At 40.1% G+C, this 4,955-nt stretch carries 6 protein-coding genes and 1 pseudogene; all 7 read left to right on the forward strand.

The window, feature by feature from the left end:
* The first annotated feature begins 577 nt into the window (after positions 1-577).
* The 7 genes and pseudogenes from PX481_RS22560 to PX481_RS22590 all read left to right on the forward strand — a co-directional run bounded on the left by PX481_RS22560 (position 578) and on the right by PX481_RS22590 (position 4,540).
* Positions 578-1,513 (forward strand): metal ABC transporter solute-binding protein, Zn/Mn family, encoded by a 936-nt coding sequence (locus tag PX481_RS22560; RefSeq protein ID WP_002757443.1) that lies wholly within the window; start codon positions 578-580, stop codon positions 1,511-1,513.
* A gap of 10 nt (positions 1,514-1,523) precedes the next feature.
* A complete protein-coding gene (locus tag PX481_RS22565; protein WP_002757445.1) occupies positions 1,524-2,219 on the forward strand; it encodes a metal ABC transporter ATP-binding protein in 696 nt (231 codons plus the stop codon).
* A 143-nt stretch (positions 2,220-2,362) separates the two neighbouring features.
* Positions 2,363-2,461, forward strand: a pseudogene (locus tag PX481_RS22570) (DUF29 family protein); the annotation flags it as partial.
* Positions 2,462-2,648: 187 nt separating this feature from the next.
* Positions 2,649-2,906 carry a DUF4160 domain-containing protein gene (locus tag PX481_RS22575; RefSeq protein WP_002757447.1) on the forward strand — a complete coding sequence of 86 codons (258 nt, stop codon included), beginning with the start codon at positions 2,649-2,651 and terminating at the stop codon, positions 2,904-2,906.
* The gene (locus PX481_RS22580) at positions 2,860-3,198 is read left to right on the forward strand and encodes a DUF2442 domain-containing protein (RefSeq protein ID WP_288025648.1); all 339 of its coding nucleotides are present in this window, start codon (positions 2,860-2,862) and stop codon (positions 3,196-3,198) included. The genes PX481_RS22575 and PX481_RS22580 overlap by 47 nt, the downstream gene beginning before the upstream one ends.
* 216 nt (positions 3,199-3,414) lie before the next feature.
* Positions 3,415-3,699 carry a DUF1214 domain-containing protein gene (locus PX481_RS22585; protein WP_288025645.1) on the forward strand — a complete coding sequence of 95 codons (285 nt, stop codon included), beginning with the start codon at positions 3,415-3,417 and terminating at the stop codon, positions 3,697-3,699.
* 103 nt (positions 3,700-3,802) lie between these two features.
* Positions 3,803-4,540, forward strand: coding sequence for a hypothetical protein (locus PX481_RS22590; protein WP_002757449.1), 738 nt, complete (start codon positions 3,803-3,805; stop codon positions 4,538-4,540).
* Positions 4,541-4,955 lie beyond the last annotated feature (415 nt).

Raw genomic sequence — 4,955 nt, forward strand, 5'->3', positions numbered from 1 at the left:
GGGGGTAGGGTGTGGGGTGTGGGGTGTGGGGTGTAGGGTGTGGGGTGTGGGGTGTGGGGTGTAGGGTGTGGGGTGTAGGGTTTTACCGATTTTGAGGGGGTCAATTACTTAATTTTCCCCCCGATCACTCCCATGTCCGGTACTTTTTGATTTCCCCAAAAGTCTAAAAGTCTTACCCAACAAGGTTTTTAGATTTATTCAGCAAGCTTTAGTTGAGATATCCTGAATTTAAACTGTCTCTTGAGAGTTTTAGTACAAATGCTCAGGCTTCCTCTCCCAACTCCGGCACTCCGGTGCAGTCTTAACGAGTATCAGTTGTCAGTTCACCCACTACTTTTTGGGGTTAATTTTTTTGGGCTTTATTTGACTTGACCAGAGGGGGGTCGCAGGCGCACGGATTTTCCATTATCTATATAATATCATGTCAAGCCCTAGTTAGCAAGAAAAAATTTTTTAATTGGGAGCGAAAGATCGAAGGACGAAAAACCAGTACATCTATACCAAAATATTTTCAGAATGATAACGATTCTCACCGACTGTGATAAGATCAGAATCATAATCAGACTCAGTTAATCCGATGGGTAAAAATTTCCAGTTAACAGCGATCGCTTTAACCCTGACTATAGCCAGCTTAACAGCTTGTAGTGGTCCCTCGGTCAAGGAAGAGGAAGCAAAGACACCCTTACAGGTGACAGTGAGTATCGTACCGCAGGAATATTTCGTCAAACGCATCGGCGGTGATAGAGTTAGTGTTAATGCCATGATTCAACCCGGGACAGATCCCCACACCTATGAACCAAAACCCGAACAATTAAAAACCACAGCCCAATCGCAAGCCTACTTTAAAATCGGTGTATCCTTAGAAGATGCCTGGAAAGATCGCTTAAACAGTGTTAACCAACAGATGTTAATCATCGATACCAGTCAAGGGGTAGATAAAATCCCTTTGACAGCAGAACATAATCACGATCATGATCACGATCATGATCACAGCAAGGAAGAAAAACATCAAGCTGGAAAAAACACCCTAGATCCCCATATTTGGTTATCACCAAAACGAGTCAAAGCACAAGCAAAGACTATTTATCAAACCCTAGCACAACTCGATCCCGGTCAGGAAGCTATCTATCGGGCTAACTTGGAAAAATTCAGTCAGGAATTAGACGCATTAGATCAAGAAATTCGGCAAAACTTGGCAGGGGTCAAAAACCAAAAATTTATGGTTTTTCATCCCGAATGGGGCTATTTTGCCCAAGATTACGGTTTAGAGATGATTGCGATCGAAATCGAAGGCAATGAACCCAGTGCTGCCCAGTTAAGTCAACTAATCAAACAGGCAAAAAAAGAGAATATTAAAGTTATTTTTGCTCAACCGGAATTTAGTCAGAAAAGTGCCGAAACTATTGCTAGGGAAATTGGGGGACAGGTAATCCTTATCAGTGCCTTTGCTCAAAATTGGAGTGAAAACCTGCGACAAGTTTCCCAAAAAATGGCCACAGTTTTAAATCAGTAATTGTTTGTATATGTCAACGATCATTACCATTAGTAATCTCTGGGCCGGCTACGAACAGGAACCCATCCTCGAAGATATTAATTTAACCATTGAAGAATTGGATTTTCTGGGAATTATCGGCCCGAATGGAGGAGGAAAAACTACCCTCCTTAAGGTTTTACTGGGATTAATTAAACCTTGGCGGGGAGAAGTCAGTATTTTGGGGCAAAGTGTCCAAAAAGGTCGGGAATTAGTCGGTTATGTGCCGCAGTTTGTCGAATGCGATCGCTCATTTCCCATCACTGTGGGTGAGGTGGTGAAAATGGGGAGATTGAGCAGCAAAAAACTCTGGCAAGGCTATAGTAAAAAAGATGAGGTAAGGGTAGATAAAGCTTTAGATAGTGTGGGAATGTTAGCGTTGAAAAAAAGGTCGATTGCCGAACTTTCGGGAGGACAGCGCCAACGGGTTTATATCGCTCGCGCTTTAGCGGTAGAACCCCGTCTCTTGATTTTAGATGAACCCACTGCCAGTGTCGATCCCCAAATGCGTGCTAGTATTTTTTCCCTGTTGCAAGAATTGAATGAGTGGATAACTATTTTAATTATTTCCCATGATCTGGGAACCCTATCTACCTATGTTAAATCGATCGGTTGTCTCAATCGTCGTCTCTATTATCACGGCCAAAAATCTCTCACTACCGCTATGTTAGAACAAGTGTATTGTTAAAAAGTTTCTCCCTTTCTACTGTCAAAACCCTTGACAAATCCCCGCCCTTGACATATACTTATATATAGAATGGGAATCCTTGCCTGCCTGCAAACCCTCTTTTTTTAGGTTAGATAAGCGTCAAGAAAATAAAAACCTAATACCTGACCAGCGCTAAAGACTTATACGAACAAGACTATCTTGCTTGGTTAGAAGAAACGGCCAAACAACTGGGACAAAGACAGACAGATGTATTGGATTGGGGAACCAACAGAGACAAAAATTATTATTATTAGTTGTGAATTTCATTATGACTAGGCTCAATGTAATCGCTGTTATCTTGTTGATTAAACTTTAAAATTGTCATTGCTTGGGATAGGAACGCCAAGGGCGATCGCTTACAATAGGGGGCAAACTTTTAGAAAGCAACCTTTATTACTATTCTTACTCATGCCCACTCTATCAAGCTTCTATGGAATAAAAATCACCATGAACTATAACGATCACAATCCGCCTCCTATCCATGCCGAGTATCAAGATTATGAAGCGGTTATAATGATTAACACAGGTGAAGTTTGTGGTCAAATGCCCAAAAGAGGACTAAATTTAGTATGGGAGTGGCTTGATCTACACCAATCTGAACTATTGGAGAACTGGGAAAATGCGCGTCAAAGAAAACCTCTTAACAGAATCGATCCCCTTCCCTAAAAAGGAGCTATTTCTTCATGTTATCTGTGTGGAATATCTGGATAAGTATCAATTAAAGCTAACCATTAATAATGGAATAGAAGGGATTGTAGATTTAGAACAAGAATTGTATGGAGAAATCTTTGAACCCTTAAAAGATAAAAGTTTATTTCAAAAAGTATATGTAAATAGTCGGACAATAGAATGGCCAAACGGAGCAGACTTTGCCCCTGAATTTTTATTTGAAATTGCCCTCGACAAGCAACCGGTTAGTATAGTCGGTGATCCTGTAGGGTACGCTAATGAAATGTAACGGACCAAATTGTTTTTTTAACAATAATTATCTGATTTGCGATTATTTTGGACTTTAGTGCGATCAGGTTTTCTTCTCATGGTGTGATCGCTTTTTGATCAGGAGTGGCGATCGCTAATTGCCCTCTTGACTTAAAAAATAGTTACTTAACGCGCTTTTTTGCTTTTAATCATGATGAATTTGTAATTATTCTACGTTACGCTAACACATCCTCGCGTGCTACTATTCTGGTCAGTGATTCTTGACAGTAACCAGACGCGATCGATGATTCAGACGGATCAACAGTTTCCTAGTGTCGGTAGTCAGACAAAGGGACTTTTGGTTAATGCCGATGGCTCTGTGGATATCTATTTCGGGCCGAAACCGCCTGCGGGTAAGGAGAATAACTGGGTGCAGACAAATCCGGGCACGGGTTGGAATACGATTCTTCGACTTTATGGCCCGCTTGAGCCTTGGTTTGATAAGACTTGGCGACCAGGGGAAATCGAGTTACTGAAATAGTCCTATTGAGAATATGGCTGAATCGCCGATTTGTTGCTTGGGTTGAGGTGATACAATACAATATTGCCTTTTTTCTGGCTAATAAAATTGGCGATCATATTTCATGACTTTTTACGAATGTATGACAACTAATATAACTCAACAAAATAACCAAAATAATTTTAGTTTTGCCAAGTTTAAAGAGCAAATAACTGCTCGTAGAATTGACCTAAATAAAGCTATAGATAAAGTTAAACAAGACCATTATGTTAAAGAAGATAAGCAAAAAAAAGAACTATCCCCAATTATATTTGAAAAATCATTATTCCCAGAGTTAGTAGATCAAGATAACTGGAGACATGAATTACTACAAGATCTAGCCCAGCAGTGGGAAAGCCTAGCTAATCTTTCTATTATTTGTGAAAAAGAAGCAAGGATAGCAAGCAAGAACAAAAGACAATATCGTTTTTGGAGAATCTTAGTAGGATTGACAATAACACTATTTTCTGCTTTATGGTGTGCTCGAAACCCTAGGAATGAAAACAGCAATAGCCCTCTAAGCAGAAGAAGCTTTCTCATTGGAGCCTTAACAGGATTAGTGGGGATATTTACTGCTGGCGGACCTTTAGTAGATGCTGTTAATGATTTAATAGAACCAGAAAGACATCGTAACCGAGCGATAGGCTTTAGAAGCTTAAAAATCGATACCGATAGTCAGATGCTCAACATCGAAATGATGATTTTTTATGACCTCTCCAAAAAAGAATTAAACTTCTCAGCCTTCTACCAAAAATTTAAAGCGATCAAGGAAGAGACCAATCGTATTTACAAAAAATCCTATGAATTGGGTATAAATATTTAGTACGATCACCGATCTTGTAGTGCGATCACTTTTGGGAGGTGAAGAAGAAAGTAGCGATCACTTTTTGTGATGAGGAGGGGTGATCTTTTTTTGGGGAATGAGGAGAGGCGATCACTTTTTGAGGAGGAGGAGGGGCGATCGTTTTTTTGATGATGGGGAGGGGCGATTTTGAGGAGGAGGGGCGATCTTGTAGATTGGGTTGAGGTGACGAAACCCAACATTACCTTTTTCCCAAATTACCACCCAATATCTGAGTTATAATTAATACCATCAATTCTACACCTTAATCAAATAATTTAACTTATGTCTGCTACAATTCGTGAAGAACTTCACCAACAGATTGACCGATTACCTGATGACATTGTTGAAAAAATTGCCAACTTTACCCGATTAATTTCCCCTGAGCTAAACAACA

Source organism: Microcystis sp. M53603_WE2, from assembly GCF_030065435.1.

Bases quoted from the DNA above. Each gene is read 5' to 3' on its own strand.
- PX481_RS22560 (WP_002757443.1), top strand. From the start codon at position 578: ATGGGTAAAAATTTCCAGTTAACAGCGATCGCTTTAACCCTGACTATA.
- PX481_RS22565 (WP_002757445.1), top strand. From the start codon at position 1,524: ATGTCAACGATCATTACCATTAGTAATCTCTGGGCCGGCTACGAACAG.
- PX481_RS22575 (WP_002757447.1), top strand. From the start codon at position 2,649: ATGCCCACTCTATCAAGCTTCTATGGAATAAAAATCACCATGAACTAT.
- PX481_RS22580 (WP_288025648.1), top strand. From the start codon at position 2,860: ATGCGCGTCAAAGAAAACCTCTTAACAGAATCGATCCCCTTCCCTAAA.
- PX481_RS22590 (WP_002757449.1), top strand. From the start codon at position 3,803: ATGACTTTTTACGAATGTATGACAACTAATATAACTCAACAAAATAAC.